We start from the raw sequence: 14888 nt of genomic DNA on the forward strand, positions 1-14888 counted from the left end.
GGTCGAGGAATGATATCAGGCGAGACCGAACGGAGTAGGGCGATGACTTGACCCAACCAGGCTTCTCTCTCAATGATCTATACTTTCCAGCCAAGTCCGAAGCATAAAAGGAGTGGGCATGCGCCATATCATGGTTTTGAATCCCAAGGGCGGTTCGGGCAAGACCACCCTGGCCACCAATCTGGCGGCCTATTACGCCGGGGAAGGCGAAAATGTGGTGCTGGCGGATTTCGATCCCCAGCGTTCCAGCATGGACTGGCTGGAACGGCGTCCGGCCGATCAGCCGGAAATTCGGGGTCTGCCCGCCTACGAGGAAGGCCTCAAGGCCATGGGCCAGCCGGATATGGTCATCATGGACGCCCCTGCCGGGGCCCGCGGCCCGGAACTGACGGATCTGCTGCGGCGGGTGGAGACCCTGCTGATCCCCGTGCTGCCCTCGCCGGTGGACATGGAGGCCAGTACCCGTTTCGTCAAGGAGCTGCGCAACCACGCCCGTTACGGCAAGCTCAAGGCGGCGCTGGTGGGTAATCGGGCCAAGGACCATACCCGCATCACCGCCGCGCTCTACCGCTTTCTCGAGAAGCAACGTGTGCCCTATATCGGCGCCCTGCGGGATACCCAGAACTATGTCCGCGCCTTCGACCGGGGCTTGGGCGTCTGGGAAATGGCGCCGTATATGAGCTACAAGGACTGGCAGCAGTGGGATCCCATCATTGAATGGCTGGATTCGGCCCGCAGCCGGCCCTAGATCAAGGCCCGCAAAGCGGCCAGCAAGGGGCCGGGATCGCCATCCTTGACCACCACCTGGTTCATGCCGGCCCGGCGACATTCCTCATGCGTCCCGGGGGCATCGGCGGCCGTAAGCCCGATCACGGGCAATTCCTGGTAACCCTGCCGTCGCAGGGCCCGGGTGGTGGCCAGACCGTCCATTCCGGGCATGTAGCGATCCATGAGTACTGCGGCATAGCTGTCCGTCTTCAGGCTTTCCAACACTGCTTCGCCGCTTTCCACCACCACCACCTGATAGCCCTCAGTGGCCAGTACGTCACTGACCACCCGGGCATTGACCGGGTTATCCTCGGCCACCAGAAGGCGGTGCCCACGGCCTGGCGGGGGCAGATGGTGCTCAAACCCTTCAGGCAGGTGTTCCGGCGACAATCCATCGGCCCGATCCAGTAGGGCAGCCAGGCGATCCTCTCGCACCGGCCAGTCCAGATAGTCCCGATCGTCCTCCAAGCGCACACCCTGCGAGTCGCAGACCAGGCGAATATCATCGGCATCCCGAACCATGGCCGTGGCCGCGGTTTCCAGATGGGTTTTCAGACCGGATTCGGCCAGGCGAATGGCAACGAGTTCAGCGGCCGGTCCCGGGCTAGCCAAAACGGTAATCTCCCGGCGGCATTGCGTGATCCGCCGTTCACCGCCATCGTCTTCAGCCGCAAAGATCACCTCAAAACGGGCTCCATCGCCGGGGGCCGTATCCAGGTGAATATCGCCCCCCATGAGGCGCGCCAGCTCGCGGCAGATCACCAAACCCAGACCACTACCCTCAGCGGTTCGCTTACTCTCCACTTGAGAAAAGGGCTGAAACAGGCGCTCGACCGCCTCGTCACTCATGCCGGGGCCGGTGTCGCTTACCGTCAGGCGTAATCGGCTGGCGTCGTAGCGGTCCATTTCCACCGTGATGGCACCGTTTTCGGTGAATTTGACCGCATTGCTCAGCAGATTACCCAGAATCTGGCGAAAGCGAACCTCATCGGCAATGACCCGCCGGGGTAGCTCCCGGCTGACATGGGTCACCACGGGGACGGCCTTTTGAACCGCGCTGGCGGCATGCAGGGCGGCGGTATCTTCCACTGCAGCCACCAGATCAAAGGGAGCGGGATGGATTTCCATGCGCCCGGCTTCCAGGCGGGCATTGTCGAGAATATCGCTGAGAATTGCCATCAGACCCTGACCGGAACTCTGAATCGCCTGGGCGTAATCGCGACTGCGCGGTTCCAGGGATTCCCGTAGCAAGAGTCCGGCCAGGCCCAGCATGCCGCTCACCGGGGTACGGATCTCATGGCTGAGCTTGGCCAGGAAGGAGGACTTGGCCCGATTGGCGGCATCCGCCTCGTCCACCAGCAATGCCGTATCCAGGGCCTGGGCGGCCTGGTCCGCCGTGGCAGCCAGGGCCAGCTTGTCCCGTTCGCTAAAGGCATGGCCTGCCTGGGGCCGCACATGCAACAGACCCAGGCGGCGGCGGCGAGTCGCCAGAGGCAGGGAAACCAGATGTTGATCGTCACTGCTCAATCCCGAACAGCCGGGGCGGGCACGCTTGACGCGCAGGGGCGGCAAGGAAGCACTGCGCTCCAGACGCACCGTGGCCGCCTCCACCGGCAGGATTTCCAACAGCTGCTCCAGAAAGCGCTCAAGCAGAGTGTTTCGGTCGGCGGGTTCACCAAGCCACCGGGCCATCTGATGCAGCTGGCTCACCCACTGGCGTTCCCGACGCTCTTGCTGCAGCGCCGCCTCACGGCGGCTGCGTTCATGCCAGAACCAAGCCCCGCTGATCAACAGCAACAAGGTCGCAAGGCCATAAGCGGCGTAGGCGGCCGTACTCCGCCAGGGGGGTGGCGGCAGGTGAACGGCCAATGACTGCTCCAGAGCCTGCCACCCCCCCTCGCGACCCATGACCTGGACCTCCAGTTGATAATGGCCGGGTGGCAGATTGGTATAAGCAGCCTGGGCCCGGTCCGCCGCCACGTACTGCCAGTCACGGTCCAGACCGTCGAGACGGTATCGATAGCGTTGCGCCCCAGGGTCGCGGTAATCCAGCAGGGCAAAATCCACCGAAAAGGCCGGCTCATGGTGGTTGAGGACAAGCTCGTCGTCCTGCCAGATGGCCGCGGACGATTGACCATTGTCCCCGCTGGATTGATCACTTCGGCCCGGGCCCCAACGATCCTGCCCCATCACCCGAAGGCCGGTGAGCCGGAGCGGAGCCGCTTGGTCTGAGAATTCAACCTGCTCTGGATGCAAGGACAGCAGGCCTTCGGCCGCGGCAAATAGCAACGCCCCGGACGGGCTCTGACCATGGGCACCGGCGTGAAAGCTCAGCGCGGGCACCCCTTCTGTGAGACCGAGACGGGTGACAGTGCCGTCCGCGCTGATGCGGGCCAGGCCGGCATCGGTCATTGCCCAGACCCGGTCCTGATCATCCACTTCCAGGGCAATAATACTGTCGCTAGGAAGGCCCTGATTGGCACCGAAAACCTCCATCTCGCCATCCGGAGACAATCGCGTCAGGCCCCCATCGTAACTGCCCACCCAGACGCGGCCACGGCTGTCATAGGCCAGGGCCTCCACCACCGAACCGAGCAGGGACTCCGGGCCGGTGGGAATGTGCCGGAAGCGATCCGCCTCGGGCATCCAGACATAGAGCCCATCCCCTTCCGTGCCTACCCAGATCCGACCAGCCGGATCTTCCATCAACACCGTGACCCGGTCATCACCAAGCCCATGACGACCCTGCCCAGCGGCCCGCCAGACACGCAAACTGCCGTCACCGGGATCGTAGCGGTGCAGGCCATCCCCATTGGTACTGATCCAGAGCCGCCCGGCCCGATCTTCGAGCAGATCCCAGAGTGCAGCGGCCCGGGCAGGATCCAATTCATCCAAAGCCTGATTCCGCAATTGACCACGCTCATCGCCGTCCGGGAAGTAATACAGAGCCAGGTCGTCGGTCCCCACCCACAGGCCCTGGCGCCCGGAGGCCAGAGACCAGATATTGTCACCCACCCCACTGACAGGATCATGCAGTCTGCTGGCGGCCACCTCACCGGCATCATCCAGGGCCAATACTCCGTGACGTTCCGTTCCCAGCCAGAGCTGCCCGGCGTGCTCGGTAACCGCCCATGCCGATACCGGCTCTTCCTGATGGGCCAAGGGACTGACGCTCATCCCCGCTGGCGCCTGAAGCAGGCGAATGGCCCCGCGACTCTCACTGCCCAGCCAAAGCAGACCCTGGCGGTCTCGATACACGGTCCGGAGGACACGACTGGGCAGGCTGTCGGGATGATCATCCGGCTCGATATGGTGAAAATGACGGCCATCGCCGTGGAACAGGCCATGGCGGGAAGTCAGCCAGATGCGGCCGTCGGCATCACTGGTGACGCCGTTGAAGGACGGGGTGGCTGCCTCCGGGAGGGGCATCTCCACCTGTTCAAAGCCGGCACCTCCAGATGGGCGGATCCAGACACCGCTCACACCGGCGGCCAAAATGGCGCCGTCCGGCGTCTCATGGATGGCATTGATACCGTAGAAAGCCGAAGGGTCGGCTATGGCCTCCGGGGCTGGCAGCAGTTTAGAGACCGGCTGGCCTGAGGGCCAGGCCATGAAATCCAGACCCCGGGGGCCACCGATCCACAACCCTTGTTCCGTGGCCAGCAGGGCAGAGGCGCCCTGGCGGCGGCCATCCTCGCCCCAGGCACGACGATGGGCTCGGGCTGAACGGGTTTCGGCATCGATGAGTGACAGGCCCTCACCGGGGTGGGCCACCCAGACCCTGTCATTCGGGCCCACCGCGATATCCAGCACCCGATTGCTGGCCAGGCCCTGGGATTCCCCGACCCGCTGCACGGCACCGCTGGCCGGATCGATTCGGGCCACACCGCCGCTCACGGTACCGATCCACAAGCCGCCTCGACTGTCCTCGGCAATGGCCTCCACGTGATTGCCGGGCAAACTATCGGGATTGCCCGGGTCATGGCGAAAGGTCTTGATCCGGTGACCATCCCAACGGGCCAGGCCCGACTGGGTCGCGATCCAGATAAAACCATGGCGGTCCTGATGAAAGGCCTCCACGGCATTGGCAGGGAGACCGTCCCAGGCATCCAGGGTAAGGAAAACGGGAATGGGGGAGTCGGCCTCCGCCTGGGCCCGGGGGCTGGCCAGCAGTAACAACAGAACCACAAGCAAGATGGCCCAAGTGGCCACTCGTCTTGTCAGGCAATCACTTCCCAAAATCATGCCCCCTCCCCCTGGACGCATGGCCGACTATGCCCCATTACAGGCGGCAAGCAGAATCAATCGGCATGGTCGCCTTTGGCGAGACTGGCTTCAATGCCCTGATGAAAATCCGGATAACGCAAGCACACGCCCAATTCCTCCCGCAGACGGCGATTGTCAACCCGACGCCCGCGGGCAAGAAAGGCCGCCGCGGGATCATCTCCGGCATTTTCATCACGCGGCAGTCTCGCCAGGCCCAGGGCATCGGCACAGGCATCGAGGTAATCCCCAAATGGGGCCGGATACCCATCCGCAACGTTGTAAACCGCCCCGTCCCGCCCTTGGATCAAGGCCTGGTACAGGCTGATGACCAGATCCGCCTGGTGAATCCGGTTCCCCGGCCGCGCCGCCAGTTCCGGAGTAATGGGCCGACCGGCCTCCAAGCGCGCTCGCGGCAGCCGCCCTGGACCATAGATCCCGGCGATTCGCAGGCGAATCACGTCAACCCCGGCCCTTTGTCCTTCGGTCAAGGCCACCTGCTCGGCATCCAGACGGCGCCGACCCCGTTCGCTATCCGGCTCGGTGACGCCGGTCTCATCCACCCAGCCGCTTAGCTGACTCCCGTAGACACCGGTGGTGGAGGCATAGAGCAAACGCCTGAACCGCCCTTGCGCCAGCAAACGGGGCAGCCATTGGCGCAGCCGGCTATCCTCGTCTCCCTGGCGGGGCGGCGGCGCCAGCCAGACCAAATCGCCCCCCGACGGCAGAATCGGCAGGGCGCCGTCCGCCTGGTCCAGATCCTGGCGCCAGACCGTCAGTCCCTGGGCCTCCAGGGTGGCGGCCCGCTCAATGCGACGGCAATGGGCAATGACCGGGCGGTGTGCTTGGGCCAGGCAGTACTGGGCCAGATCCAGGCCGCTGGCACCGCAGCCGATAATCAGCAGGGGAGCAGACGCCATGGCGGATGCTCAGTCCTGTGCCCGGGCCGGACGGGGCACAATGGGCATCTTCGCGCCCGGTGTCTCGGCCTTGTGCTTGACGGCCATTTCCAGGCCCTGTCGATAGGCCACACCGGCCTTTTGCTGTTCACCCAGGTGCTCCAGCAATCGGCCCAGTTCCTCATAGCTGTCAGGTCGTGGCTCCAGGGCCAGGCTGTCGTCCAGATACTGATGGGCCTTGCCCCACAGTTCATTGACGATACAGAGCCGTGCCAGGGTCAGCAGCAGCATGGGATCGTTGGGATGCTGTTTCTGCCAGGTCTCTGCCTGCTTCAGCCGACGGGCCGGGTCGCCCCCGGACAGGGTGCCGTACAAAACCACCATGTCGGACTGCCAATGCCGCTTGAGCCCGTCCTCGATGGCATGCTCGGCATCGGACTGGGCATTCACCGCCAGCAGGGCCCGGATCCGGGCCAGCTGAATATCGGCGTCACGTCGCAGGCGACGCGGCATCTTGGCCCAGACCGCCTCCACCGCCTCGCGATTACCTTCCTCGCCCCGTTGTCGAAGCAGGCGCCGGAAGCAGTCGCGTTCGATGGTGTTCATTTCCTGCTCATGGAAAACATGCTTGCGGCGAAGCTGGGGCAGGATTTCATGCAGGGAGTACCAGTCACCCACCTGCTGATAGGCGCGGGCCAGCATGCGCAGCCCAAAACGATGGCCGGGGGACAGCTCCTGCAACCGACGCAGGGTCGCCAAGGCATGTTCCTGCTGGCCGTGGCCCAATTGCAGTTCCGCCTGGGTCAGCAGCACCGCAAGGGTAGCGGAGGGCGTCTGCTCATAGGCATTCTTGAGATAGATATCGCGACGCCGATGCCCCCCTTGCAACTGGGCCGCCCGGGCGGCGGCCAGGTAATTGATCAGGGGTGTCTCGCTGTAGTCGGCCCACTTGCCAAGCCCTCGCTCCGCCGCTTGCCAGCGGCCTTCGGCCAGGTCGATCAAGCCCTGGGTCAGGCCCTGCCGGGCCCGGCGACGGCGCCAGCCGGACATGCCGCCCCGCAGTCGCCGGGGCAGGCGCATGATGGCACGGAGGGTACGAACAATGACAAACAGCAGGAACAGGCCCACCACCAGGAAGATGGCGAACAGAGCCAGGCTCATTTCCACGCTCCAGCTGCCCCAGCTCAGCAGGACATAGCCATTATCGGCGCGCAGCAGCAAACCCAGGCCAATGGCCACCAGCAGAAGAAGCAGAAAGGCAAACAGACGGCGCATCAGTCTCTCGTCTCCCGGATGCCGCGCAGGCGTTCAAGGGAGGCGGATATATCCGGACGTTCCCGGCGAATACGGCTTTCAGCCAGATCACTCAGGGCCTCGTCGGTGGCAATCACCGCCTCATCCTCGGGGTCAAAATACGTGGCCAACCAATCACGGGCCTCGTCCAGGCTGGCACGCCAGACCTCGGGCTGCTCCTGCAGCAGGGCCAGACGGGCCGTGGCCAAGCTCAGCTGCAGGTTCTGGCGCAGAAAATACTCCTGTTCCGGTGCCAGCAGGGGCCGTACCGCCACATCATCGTGACGCACCGTCACCAGGTCACTGAAAATCTCGCTGCTCCGTTCGCGCAACCGTTGCCACCATCGCTGGGCATCCTCCGGGACTTGCTCCACCGCCGCTTCCCCGCGAATGAGGCCTTGCTCGATGGGCAGGGCCGGAACCCGCTCGATCAGACTGCCCAAGGTCAGCGTGGCGCCGGAGATATCCACATCCTCGGCGGCCCGCAGCCGTTCCCGATCCCGGGCAATGGCCTCACGGACCGGGGTGAAGCCCGGGTCGGCCAGGGCCGCCAGACGCTGATCGGCGGCGGCCAGGGCGGCATCCGCGGTGTCATGCCGACCTGCCAGCTGCAGCTCGGCATTGGCCAACTGCAGCAAATATTCCACTTCAGCTACCCGCCAGGCCGAACGCCCGGCATCGATGAAATCCCGCAGGGATTCGGTTCGCTGGTCCAGGCGGCCGATGCTGTCTTCCAGATCCTGTCGCGCACGCTCTGCCGTGCGTTGATCGTCTTCCAGATCAGAGAGCTGATCGGAGAGACGGGGCAGCCGCTGAGCCAGTTCGCGCTGCTCTTCGCGAGCGTCCTGCTGATCTTGTACTTGGCTTTCCAGGGCATCCAGCCGCTCCAGGCGTTCATCCAGCCAAGCCCAGCCCCACCAGGCCGCGGCCATCAAGCCGGCCAGCAAAACAATGGTGATCAGAGACAAGGTCGTGGCCAAGGCCGCCCCGCGTCCTCCGGTCTTCGCGGCGCGCTGCCGGGGGGCCGAGCCCGTCTTGGCAGTGGATTCGGCCCCGCCTGCCCCTTTGCCCTTGCCAGTATGGGCCGCTTGCGACGAGGCCGTATCATGCCCACCCTCATCGGCCGGTGTCTTTTGTTTCTGCTTATCGTGTTTCTGCTTATCGCCTTTATCAGTCATGCTCGGGTCCTGTTGTCCTGTCTACCCCAGACCCCATGGCCTGTTCCTGGGTCCGCCACCATTGGGCAGCCCGCTCGACCATGGCCTGATCGCTGGCATCGGAAGCAGCGAGCAGCGGGCCATGAAAGCCCATTGTCTGCGCCTGTTTTAACACACGCTCGCTCGGGGCCACCACTGCCAGGGATTGCAGCTGCTCGCGCAAGGCGCTGTCGCTGGCGTCCATCAGATGTTGCAGGGCAGTACCGCTGGTCAAAAATAGTAACTGGCATTGTGCTTGCGCCAGGGCCTGGCGCAAGGCACTCAGACCCAGGGCCGGACGGCGCCGTCGATACAGCCGCAAGTCCACCAGCGTCGCCCCGGCCTGGGTCAGGCCCTCATCCAAGACGCGACGCCCCCCTTCCCCTCGAGCAAGCACTACCGGCCGCCCGGGCAAGGGCTGAAAGCCGGGGCTGTCCAGCAAGGCCTGAGCACCGTCGCCCCGCCGGGGTCGAGCCGAGACGGGCCAGCCGGCCGCTTCCAGGGCCCGTGCGCTGCCTTCACCCACAGCGGCAAAGCGCAATGCCGGCAGACGCAATCGACGATCCGCTACCCATCGCTGCAGCGCCGTCACGGCATTGGGGCTTACCGCCACCAGCCAATCATTATCACTCAGAGCGTCCCAGCCGGAGATGTGCTGGGGTGCGGGATTCAGAAACTCGATCTCGATCAGCGGCAATGACCACGGTTCACCGCCCTCTGCCCGAATATGACGGAGACAGGCTTGCTGTTGATGGGCCGGACGGGTCACCAGCACCCCGGCACCCTGTAATCTCCGGCCTGGTCCAGGTTCCGATTCAGGCGCCATGGCCTTCATCGGCAAGTCGATCGAGGATTTCCTGGCCGCCACGCTCGATGATCTCCCGACCTACCTGATCACCCACGGCTTCCGGATCATCGGCCGGGCCCCGGGCTTCGGCACGAATCACGGTCTCGCCGTTGGGCCAACCCACCATGCCGCGCAAATGAATGGAGTGATCGGCCAGTTGGGCGAAGCCGGCAATCGGGACCGAGCAACTGCCGTTGAGACGTGCATTCATGGCCCGCTCCGCCAGGGTGCGGGTCCAGGTATCGGGGTCATTGACCGCCCGCAACAAATCGGCGATTTCATGATCATCGGCCCGGCATTCCATCCCGATGGTTCCCTGAGCCACCGAGGGCAGGGATTCTTCCGGACTCAGCCGGCGGCGAATCCGGCCTTCCAGGCCCATGCGGTCCAGGCCGGAGGCCGCCAGAATAATGGCGTCGTACTCGCCGGCATCCAACTTGGACAGGCGGGTCTGGACATTGCCCCGCAGGAACCGGACGGTCAATTGGGGATACTGCTGCTTCATCAGGCATTGCCGACGCAGGCTGGAGGTGCCCAGTACTGCCCCCGCCGGCATCTCTGCAGGGCTGGCATAGCGCTGGGAAATAAAGGCATCGCGGGGATCGTGCCGGGGCAGCACCGAAGGCAGCAGGAAGCCCTCGGGGAGATGGGCCGGCAGGTCCTTCATGGAATGCACGGCGATATCCGCTTCACCGGCCAGCATGGCGCGCTCCAGCTCCTTGATGAACAGCCCCTTGCCGCCAATCTGGGAGAGGGGCGCGGATTGGAATTCATCGCCCCGGGTGGAGAGCGGTACCAGCTCCACCGACAGCCCGGGATGAGCCTTGCAAAGTTCATCAGCGGCGAATTGTGCCTGCCAGAGAGCCAGCTTGCTCTGGCGGGTGGCAATGCGTAGGCGGTCCATTAAAGTATTTTCCGTTTTGGATGGAGCCCCATTCTACAAGCCCAGGCGTTCCCGTACCGAAGGCAACATGCGGCGACTGACCTCCAGGCAATCATCGCAATCCCGCAGGTGCAGACGAAAACGTCCCCGACCAATCTTCTCCAGACGGGAAACCTGGGCCACCGACACCAGTGCATTGCGGTGAATGCGCTGAAAACGGTCGGAAAACTCCTCTTCCAGTTGTTTCAAAGGCTCCTCCACCAGGACTTCGCCGTTCACATGCCGAACCACCACGTATTTATGCTCTGCGCGGAAGAAAAGCACCTCTTCAATGGGAATCAGATGGAGCTGGTCACCCATACGGGCACGAATATGCGCTCGCCCCTTGCGGCTCCCACCCTGATTGTTGCCCTTGAGTTCCAAGGCGGATAGCTGGGCCCGGCTGGGCTTTCCAGCCCGTTCCAGCGCTTGGTGCAGGCGTTCGGCGCGAATGGGTTTCAACAGGTAATCCACCCCCTGCACTTCAAAGGCCTCCATGGCGAATCGATCATAGGCGGTGGTAAAGATCACCGCGGGCGGGGCATCCAGCTCAGCCAGTTGGCGTGCGGCACTGAGACCGTCCATGCCGGGCATGCGGATATCCAGTAGCACTACATCCGCACCGGTCTTGGCAAACATGTCCAAGGCCTCCCGGCCATTGCCGGCCTCGCCCACCGCTTCCCAGCCATCCATGCCCTCGATCAGGTGACGGATACGGCTCCGGGCCAGGGCTTCGTCATCGACGATCAGGACCTTCATGCGCGATTCCCCTTATTCTTGCAATTTGGGCAGACGCAGGCGGGTGATGAACGCCCCGTCACTTCGTTCCGTTTCCAGCCGAGCTTCATGGCCCAGACTCAGGCTGAGCCGCTGACTGACATTGTTCAGAGCCATTTGATGCCCTTCCCGGGTGGACTTCCGGTCCACGTCCTCGGGCAAGGGATTGCGAATCACCACTTCCACCCAACCCCCCCGGTCCCGAACCACGACCTCGACCCGCCCGCCATCCGGCCGGGTCTCTATCCCATGATAGACGGCATTCTCGACCAGTGGTTGAATGATCAACCTGGGCACCCGAACTTGATCCAGGGAACCGCTCTCAACATCCCATTCCACCACCAAGCGATCCCCCAGCCGGAGGGCCTCCAGATGCAGATAACGTTCCGCCAGAGCAATCTCGTCAGCCAGGCTGACCCCATCCGGATCATCGGTGAGGCTGGCACGGAACAGATCCGAGAGATCCTCTACTGCTCGCTCGGCGTGTTCCGGCTTGATGGCAATCAGGGCAGCCACGGTATTGAGGCTATTAAACAGAAAATGCGGTCGAATCCGTGCCTGCAGGGCTTCGATGCGTGCGGCCGCTTCCCGGCGCACATTCTCCTTCCATTGGTGCTGAACATAAAAGTAGCGCAGGACCACGGCGCTGACGATGGCACTAATGGCGGTATTGCGCAGCAGAAAGACCCAGGCGTTATCCGGCGTCCAGTCCACACCCAAACCCGAGCGCTCGGCCACCAGCCAGGCCACCACGGACAGCGCCAAGGTCGCGCTCACCAGCGCCACATAGGCCAGCGTAGCAGCCTGGGGCCCAGACAGTCGTGACAGCCAGGCCCGCATGGCACAGATCAGCGCCGCGCTGCTCAGCGCAATCCACTGCAGGAAAAGAGAGATGACACCCAGGTCGATCCAGAAACCCATGCCCACAAAGCCCCGGGCAAGCACCAGCAGGAAGGCCAACAGCTGGGCCGCCAGAACCACTACCAGCAGTACGGGGGCAGCACAGAAGTCCGGCAGGAACTCGCTGTCCGCCTGGCGCCTGTCTTGCAATGCCTGGATCACGATTCGGATTCCCCCGAAAGCTGAGCCTGCTTGATGCGGTGCAAGGAGGAGACGTCCTCATCGCCATGCCCGGCATCCATCAAGCGACGATAGTGCAGCCGCGTCATCTCCACGATGGGCAGCTGCGCATCCTGTTCCGCCGCCAGGGATTGGCAGATAGCCAGATCCTTGTCATGGAGGCTGACCCGGAACCCCAAAGGATAGACCCCGTTACGCATATTGGGTCCACGCTTGCGCAGAAACCAGCTATCGGCGGCCCCGCCGGACAGGGCCTGGATTACCCGGTCGGCATCCAGGCCCTGGGTTTCAGCCAGGGCCATGGCTTCGCTCACGGCTTGGTTGACCCCGGCCACGGCCACCTGATTGACCGCCTTTGTGGCTTGACCACTGCCCGCCGGCCCCATGTGGATAATGCTGGAGGCCATGGCCTCCAGCGGGCCCCGGGCTAACACCAGGGCATCGGCATCGCCCCCTACCATCATGGACAGGCTACCCTGCTCGGCCCCTTCGGTTCCCCCGGACACCGGCGCATCCAGAAAACCGGCTCCGGCCTCCGAAATTCGGCTGGCCACGCTGCGGGCGGTTGCGGGACGCACGGTGGAACAATCCACCACCACATGATCCGGCCCCAGCGCCGGCAGAAGGGCCGTCACCATTGCCTCCAGGTCCGAATCGGCGCTGATACAGGTAACAATCAGTTGACAGCTTCGAGCCAGTTCGGCGGGATCCTCGGCGACGGTGACCGAATACTGCCGGGCGAAATCCCGGGCCTTTTCTGGACTGCGATTCCACACCGCCCCGAGCAGGCCGGCCTTTTGCAGATTCCTCGCCATGGGCCAGCCCATGCTGCCCAGTCCGATGAATCCGCATTTGCCATTTTGCATATCCATTCTCCTTAGGATTCGACATCGTCGAAACTGTCCAGGTAAGTGTAGGCGCGCAAACCGGCCTGCATATGCGCCAGGAGGTCTTGCTGCTCCGCCTCGGCCAGCCCAGCTTTGCTCACCTTGTCCCGATAACTGGCCAGCAGGGCGTCGGGATCAAAATGGACGTAGCGCAGCAGGGCATCAGCACGGTCGCCATGTTCGGCACCGCTGAAGCCAAAGGCCTCGCCGCTGACTTCCACATCCACCGAATCGGTATCGCCGAACAGGTTGTGCATATCACCTAGTATCTCCTGATAGGCGCCTACCATGAAAAAGGCAATGTGATCCTCGCGGCAAGGTTCGGGAAATGGCAGGGTGGATTCCAGGCCATGCTGATCCACATAGCGATCCACGCGCCCATCCGAATCGCAGGTCAGATCGCGGATCACTACCCGTTCGGTCAAGGGCTCATTCAATCGGCTAATGGGCAGAATGGGAAAGACCTGCTCTATGGCCCAGACATCCGGCAGGGACTGGAACAGGGAGAAATTGCAGAACAGGCGATGGGCCAGCTTCTCGTTGAGCTCGTCCTGGGGCTCCTGGTGATGGCGAATATGGGGCTCTAGCCGATCCTTCACTCGATGACAAATGGCCTGATACAGGGCCTCCGCCTGGGCTCGCCGTTGCAAGCCCAGCACACCATGGGTGTACATGCTCTGGCTCTCGCTCAGCCAATGCACAGCATCGTGATAGACCTCCACCGCAGGCCGCTGCCCGGCCTGCTCATACAACTCCCACAAATCCCGGATGATCAGGGGCGCCTCCTCTTCGGGTGCCTGGGGGGACTGACGGGAGGGGCTCTCCAAGTCCACCACATTGGTGACCAGGACCGCATGTTGCGCGGTCAGGGCACGGCCGGATTCACTGATGATATGGGGATGGGGCAGATCAGCCTCCTGGCAAACCTCCCAGAAGGTGCGAACAATGGCCTGAGCATACTGGGCGAGGCTGTAATTCATTGAGCAGTAACTGCGCGAGGCGGTGCCCTCGTAATCCACCCCCAGGCCACCACCCACATCCATGATTTCCACCGGCACGTCCTGAGCGTGGAGCTCGGCGTAGAAACGAGCGGCTTCCCTCAGGCCTCGCTGGATATCCCGGATGTTGGCCAGCTGGGAACCCAGATGGAAATGCAGCAGCTTCAGGCAATCAGCCATACCCGCCTGACGCAGGCGTTCCACTGCACTCAGCAACTGGGTGGCAGACAGGCCAAACTTGGACTTCTCGCCACCAGTGTTCTGCCAGTTGCCGCTGCCCACACTGGCCAGGCGAATCCGAATACCGATCCGTGGTTTCACGCCCAGGGCACGGGCCTCGTCCAGCAGCATACCCAGTTCCGAGAGCTTTTCCACCACCACATACACCCGGTGACCCAGCTTTTCACCGATCAGGGCGAGGCGCAGATAATCCCGGTCCTTGTAACCGTTGCAGATGATCACCGAGCCCACCGGCGCCACCCCGAGTACCGCCATGAGCTCCGGCTTGGACCCGGCCTCCAGTCCGACCCGTTCACCGCCATGACTCACGATCTCCTCCACCACGGCCCGTTGCTGGTTCACCTTGATGGGGTACACCGCCGTGTACTGACCCTGGTAGTCGTCATGGGCACGGGCCTGCTCGAAGGCCTGGCAAAGCCGATCCACCCGATCGCGCAGGATACCGCGAAAGCGAAGTAGAACCGGCAGCTGAAGCTGCGCCTCGTGCAAGGCCGCGATCACCGCCGGCAGACTCACCCCCGGTCCCTGGCGATCTGGATGGACCCGAAGCGCGCCCTGTCCGTCCACACTGAAATAGCCATCACCCCATCGTTGAATGGCATAGACATCCGCCGCTGGGTAATCGGAACTGGACGGTGTATTAGACATGAGCATTCCTGTTAGCGCTGCTATTATCACGGGCCGTGGCCTTGATTGTAACGAAGTGTTGCCTTTGGCG

General features: G+C 63.4%; 11 protein-coding genes. 1 reads left to right on the top strand and 10 read right to left on the bottom strand.

The features are described 5' to 3' along the window. Positions 1 to 118: 118 nt before the first annotated feature. Positions 119 to 748 carry a nucleotide-binding protein gene (locus tag J2T60_RS10500; RefSeq protein WP_253449663.1) on the top strand — a complete coding sequence of 210 codons (630 nt, stop codon included), beginning with the start codon at positions 119 to 121 and terminating at the stop codon, positions 746 to 748. On the opposite strand, the gene J2T60_RS10505 is transcribed toward J2T60_RS10500, so the two are convergent. From J2T60_RS10505 to speA, 10 genes are read right to left on the bottom strand one after another with little or no spacing between them, the layout of a single operon-like run. Next, complete coding sequence (locus J2T60_RS10505; protein ID WP_253449666.1) at positions 745 to 5013, bottom strand: hybrid sensor histidine kinase/response regulator; 4269 nt, start codon at positions 5011 to 5013, stop codon at positions 745 to 747. The two genes, J2T60_RS10500 and J2T60_RS10505, sit on opposite strands and share 4 nt — an antisense overlap. Positions 5014 to 5069: 56 nt before the next feature. Further along, the gene (locus J2T60_RS10510) at positions 5070 to 5951 is read right to left on the bottom strand and encodes a Rossmann-fold NAD(P)-binding domain-containing protein (RefSeq protein ID WP_253449669.1); all 882 of its coding nucleotides are present in this window, start codon (positions 5949 to 5951) and stop codon (positions 5070 to 5072) included. A 9-nt stretch (positions 5952 to 5960) separates the two neighbouring features. Continuing rightward, the gene (locus tag J2T60_RS10515; RefSeq protein WP_253449672.1) at positions 5961 to 7205 is read right to left on the bottom strand and encodes a heme biosynthesis HemY N-terminal domain-containing protein; all 1245 of its coding nucleotides are present in this window, start codon (positions 7203 to 7205) and stop codon (positions 5961 to 5963) included. Next, positions 7205 to 8401 (bottom strand): uroporphyrinogen-III C-methyltransferase, encoded by a 1197-nt coding sequence (locus tag J2T60_RS10520; RefSeq protein ID WP_253449675.1) that lies wholly within the window; start codon positions 8399 to 8401, stop codon positions 7205 to 7207. Before J2T60_RS10520 ends, J2T60_RS10515 begins: the two co-directional genes overlap by 1 nt. Then, a complete protein-coding gene (locus J2T60_RS10525; protein ID WP_253449678.1) occupies positions 8394 to 9245 on the bottom strand; it encodes a uroporphyrinogen-III synthase in 852 nt (283 codons plus the stop codon). The genes J2T60_RS10520 and J2T60_RS10525 overlap by 8 nt, the downstream gene beginning before the upstream one ends. After that, positions 9235 to 10170 carry a hydroxymethylbilane synthase gene (gene hemC, locus J2T60_RS10530; RefSeq protein ID WP_253449681.1) on the bottom strand — a complete coding sequence of 312 codons (936 nt, stop codon included), beginning with the start codon at positions 10168 to 10170 and terminating at the stop codon, positions 9235 to 9237. Before hemC ends, J2T60_RS10525 begins: the two co-directional genes overlap by 11 nt. A 33-nt stretch (positions 10171 to 10203) precedes the next feature. Next, complete coding sequence (locus J2T60_RS10535; protein ID WP_253449684.1) at positions 10204 to 10947, bottom strand: LytR/AlgR family response regulator transcription factor; 744 nt, start codon at positions 10945 to 10947, stop codon at positions 10204 to 10206. 12 nt (positions 10948 to 10959) lie between these two features. Beyond that, positions 10960 to 12027 carry a sensor histidine kinase gene (locus tag J2T60_RS10540; RefSeq protein ID WP_253449688.1) on the bottom strand — a complete coding sequence of 356 codons (1068 nt, stop codon included), beginning with the start codon at positions 12025 to 12027 and terminating at the stop codon, positions 10960 to 10962. Further along, on the bottom strand, positions 12024 to 12911 hold the full coding sequence (locus J2T60_RS10545; protein WP_253449691.1) for an NAD(P)-dependent oxidoreductase: 888 nt from the start codon (positions 12909 to 12911) through the stop codon (positions 12024 to 12026). The genes J2T60_RS10540 and J2T60_RS10545 overlap by 4 nt, the downstream gene beginning before the upstream one ends. Positions 12912 to 12922: 11 nt before the next feature. Continuing rightward, positions 12923 to 14818: a biosynthetic arginine decarboxylase gene (speA, locus tag J2T60_RS10550; protein WP_253449694.1), complete on the bottom strand. Its 1896-nt coding sequence runs from the start codon at positions 14816 to 14818 to the stop codon at positions 12923 to 12925. Positions 14819 to 14888 lie beyond the last annotated feature (70 nt).

This window comes from Natronospira proteinivora, assembly GCF_024170465.1.
In the GTDB taxonomy this organism is placed as follows: domain Bacteria; phylum Pseudomonadota; class Gammaproteobacteria; order Natronospirales; family Natronospiraceae; genus Natronospira; species Natronospira proteinivora.

Coding starts and splice junctions, on each gene's coding strand:
- hemC (WP_253449681.1), bottom strand. CDS start 10,170: ATGGACCGCCTACGCATTGCCACCCGCCAGAGCAAGCTGGCTCTCTGG.
- J2T60_RS10505 (WP_253449666.1), bottom strand. CDS start 5,013: ATGATTTTGGGAAGTGATTGCCTGACAAGACGAGTGGCCACTTGGGCC.
- J2T60_RS10520 (WP_253449675.1), bottom strand. CDS start 8,401: ATGACTGATAAAGGCGATAAGCAGAAACACGATAAGCAGAAACAAAAG.
- J2T60_RS10515 (WP_253449672.1), bottom strand. CDS start 7,205: ATGCGCCGTCTGTTTGCCTTTCTGCTTCTTCTGCTGGTGGCCATTGGC.
- speA (WP_253449694.1), bottom strand. CDS start 14,818: ATGTCTAATACACCGTCCAGTTCCGATTACCCAGCGGCGGATGTCTAT.
- J2T60_RS10510 (WP_253449669.1), bottom strand. CDS start 5,951: ATGGCGTCTGCTCCCCTGCTGATTATCGGCTGCGGTGCCAGCGGCCTG.
- J2T60_RS10545 (WP_253449691.1), bottom strand. CDS start 12,911: ATGCAAAATGGCAAATGCGGATTCATCGGACTGGGCAGCATGGGCTGG.
- J2T60_RS10500 (WP_253449663.1), top strand. CDS start 119: ATGCGCCATATCATGGTTTTGAATCCCAAGGGCGGTTCGGGCAAGACC.
- J2T60_RS10525 (WP_253449678.1), bottom strand. CDS start 9,245: ATGGCGCCTGAATCGGAACCTGGACCAGGCCGGAGATTACAGGGTGCC.
- J2T60_RS10535 (WP_253449684.1), bottom strand. CDS start 10,947: ATGAAGGTCCTGATCGTCGATGACGAAGCCCTGGCCCGGAGCCGTATC.